This window comes from Porticoccus sp., from assembly GCA_023261185.1.
Lineage (GTDB): Bacteria > Pseudomonadota > Gammaproteobacteria > Pseudomonadales > Porticoccaceae > Porticoccus > Porticoccus litoralis.
The window spans coordinates 1-2,840 of sequence record JALRJN010000008.1 but is presented as its reverse complement, the minus strand read 5'-3'; the positions used below and the strand labels follow the sequence as shown (position 1 = coordinate 2,840).

Below are 2,840 nucleotides of genomic sequence, written 5' to 3'. Positions count from 1 at the left end.
GTGGCCGAACAATCATACCGGCGCCAAAGGTGGCCAGGCTGGCCAGCAGCGCCGTTGTCGGGTTTTCTGGTGGAAAGAACAGTGGGCCGAACCAGACCGCTAATGCGGCGAAGGTGAGAAAGTCATACCACTCCAGAAAAGTGCCGAAGCAGGCGGCGGCAGCAACGCGGGTTCGGGAGTTTTTGATGTGCAGGTGCTGTTCGGTCATGGTGTCGTCAACTGCGGAAAATGAAATAGACAGCACCCATCAGGCATAAGCCGGCCCACAGGTAATCGAGTTTGACGTCCTCGCCCATGTAGAAGACGGAAAAGGGTACAAAGACCAACAGGGTAATCACTTCCTGGGTAATTTTGAGCTGTGGAAGAGAAAGCTCGGTGTGGCCAATGCGGTTGGCAGGCACCTGAAAGACGTATTCAGCCAACGCGATCCCCCAGCTTAACAGGGCGGCAATCCACCAGGGCTTATCTGCCAGGTTGCGCAGGTGGGCGTACCAGGCGAAGGTCATGAAGATATTAGAGAGGACGAGCAGCCCGACAAACTGCAGCGATGGCGGGAGCCAGGGAAACATCGCAGACATGGCAACGTGATCTGAAGCAAAAAACCGGATTATCCGTTAGTCTTCGCTTTTACGCATGACGTGTGATGAGTCGGGGAGTGTATGGCAACCGTTCGTGAGGACCTGCAGGATCAGATTATTGCAATCCGGGAAACCGTGGTGGACGGTTGGAAGGATTTCAAATCCTTTATGCAGGAAACCTGGCCTGCGCTGACCATTTTGCTGCTGATTCTGATCGTTGCGTTGTGGGTGGCTGATCCTGCACCACCCCGGGAGATTTGGGCAGCAACGGGCCCCGCGGGTAGTTCAAATGAGGTCCTCGGTAAAAGGTACGCCAGCTATTTTGCAGAGCGTGGCGTGACCTTGCATCTGGTGCCTACCGAAGGTTCCGTTGAAAATGTCCATCGATTACAGGATCCACAGGACAAAGTGATGGCGGGCTTTGTCATGGCAGGCGCTGCACCTCATCATGCCAAAGGAATTCAGACCTTGGGCAGTATCAATTATCAGCCGCTCTGGTGTTTTTATCGTAGTCCGGTGCCACTTCCCATCAAGGAACGGGAGACGCTAATTTTGAGTCACAACGTCAATATGGGTACAACCAACAGCGGTACCCATCTATTGATGCAGGAAATGCTGAAACTCAATGGCATCAACGGAGATCTGTCCAAGTTTAAACAGTATCCCGATGAACAGGCGATCGAGATGCTGCGAGATGGTCGGTTGGACTCGGTCTGTATTGTCGATACCTATGAATCGCCGAATGTGCAGAAACTGCTGAAAATTCCGGGCTTGCAACTGTCGGCATTCGAACGGGCGGAGGCCTATGCGCGTATGGTGCCGGCGCTTGAAATGGTCACGATCCCGGAGGGGGCACTGGATCTGCCCACAAATCGTCCGTCTACGTCATCCCCGATGATTGCCACAACGACCGAAATCCTGATTGACGAACGCTTGCATCCGGCCATACAAACCTTGTTTCTGATGGCGGCTAAAGACATCAATGGCAAGGAAAGCTTTTTCTCGAAAGAGGGGCAGTTCCCGGTGTTCATGGATAGCTCGCAACACCGGAGCAAAGAGGCACAGATTTTCTATGAGAAAGGGACGCCCCTTTTGATGGAGGTGCTACCTTTCTGGCTGGCCGAGTTTATCCGGCGGCTCGTCATTACCTTGTTGCCCTTCTTTGCCGTGGCTTATCCGGTTATTCGTTCGATGCCGAATTACCACAAGAACCGGGTGCGGGGCAAAATCAACCGGATGTATGGCGCCCTAAAGTTTTTTGAGCAGTCTCTGGTGACTGCCTATGACCCCGGGCAAAAGGCGAGCTATCTTGCTCAGCTGGATGCCATGGAGCGCGATGCGCTGGGTATGAAAGTCCCCAAGTCAGTGGCCAGTGACTATTACACGCTACGCAGCTCAATCGATTTTGTGCGTAATTGTGTGCTGCGTGATAGTTACAATGCGCACGCAGCCCCAACCCAGCCGTCTGCTTCGATCGAGACGGCGGCTGACGATGGGGATGGTGATGATGTCTGAATGGGTTTAGTAGCCGCCGCGGATGTCCGGATTGTTCAGTGTGTCATTCGGTGTATAGACCGAGCCCCCCCAGTTGGCCTGCAGGTCGTAACCTGATTCGCCGACGAGGTAAGTGACGATGTTCGGGTTGATCGATTGTTGCATACCACCTGAACCTGCAGAAATATTGGCATTCACATCACCACCCACGCCTTTGGCCGCAGTAAATTGTTTGATGGCTGCTTCATTTTTGAAAATGATGACCTGATATTGTTTCTGGAAGCCTGCACCCGCGCCTTCGCCGGCTTTACGTTCCATCATGAAGACCGGCTTCTGCCCGGGCTGGAAGAGGGCACCGTCACCATTGGAGAGTACGACCAGAATAATGTTCACGTTGGTCGCATTAAACACCGCGTAACCAGCGCTGTTGCGAATTTCTTCGGCCGCTTTCGGGTTCTTGCGAATCAGTTCATCAACTCCGGAGCGCGCCATTTTGAGAATGGCTTCACGTTTACTGACGACTTGCGCATCAGTCAGCGGCTGACCGTTGCTTTGCGTGGTCTGGCAGGCGGTCAGGGAAAGGACGGCGGCACAGAGCGCGGTCGAGATAAGACGGGATGCTTGCATGGCGGCACCATCGGAATAGTTAAGATTGCTGCGCAAGTTACACAAAAAGCGGTGGCTTGTCATCTCATTGCGTCCTCATACGGAAACGCAGACTGCCAATTTGTGAACTCTTGGTTATCATTGCAGCATGAACTATGCCGA

The 2,840-nt window shown here is 53.4% G+C and carries 3 protein-coding genes and 1 pseudogene; 1 reads left to right on the top strand and 3 read right to left on the bottom strand.

Going from position 1 to position 2,840, the window contains the following annotated elements:
* Positions 1–208 (bottom strand): annotated as a pseudogene (locus tag ACYZYZ_RS00820) (hypothetical protein); the annotation flags it as partial.
* A 7-nt stretch (positions 209–215) separates the two neighbouring features.
* Positions 216–578, bottom strand: coding sequence for a DMT family protein (locus ACYZYZ_RS00815; RefSeq protein ID WP_461482918.1), 363 nt, complete (start codon positions 576–578; stop codon positions 216–218).
* An 81-nt stretch (positions 579–659) separates the two neighbouring features.
* Here ACYZYZ_RS00815 and ACYZYZ_RS00810 point away from each other — a divergent pair, with 81 nt between their 5' ends.
* Positions 660–2,093, top strand: a complete 1,434-nt coding sequence (locus ACYZYZ_RS00810) for a TAXI family TRAP transporter solute-binding subunit (RefSeq protein WP_461482917.1) — start codon at positions 660–662, stop codon at positions 2,091–2,093.
* 6 nt (positions 2,094–2,099) lie between these two features.
* Here ACYZYZ_RS00810 and ACYZYZ_RS00805 read toward each other — a convergent pair whose 3' ends face one another.
* Entirely contained in the window at positions 2,100–2,762 is a 663-nt protein-coding gene (locus ACYZYZ_RS00805; RefSeq protein WP_461482916.1) for a lipid-binding SYLF domain-containing protein, read from the bottom strand.
* Positions 2,763–2,840: the final 78 nt, after the last annotated feature.

What these genes read in the sequence shown, in the direction of transcription:
- ACYZYZ_RS00815 (WP_461482918.1), bottom strand. Translation starts at nt 578, where the DNA reads ATGTCTGCGATGTTTCCCTGGCTCCCGCCATCGCTGCAGTTTGTCGGG.
- ACYZYZ_RS00810 (WP_461482917.1), top strand. Translation starts at nt 660, where the DNA reads ATGGCAACCGTTCGTGAGGACCTGCAGGATCAGATTATTGCAATCCGG.
- ACYZYZ_RS00805 (WP_461482916.1), bottom strand. Translation starts at nt 2,762, where the DNA reads ATGACAAGCCACCGCTTTTTGTGTAACTTGCGCAGCAATCTTAACTAT.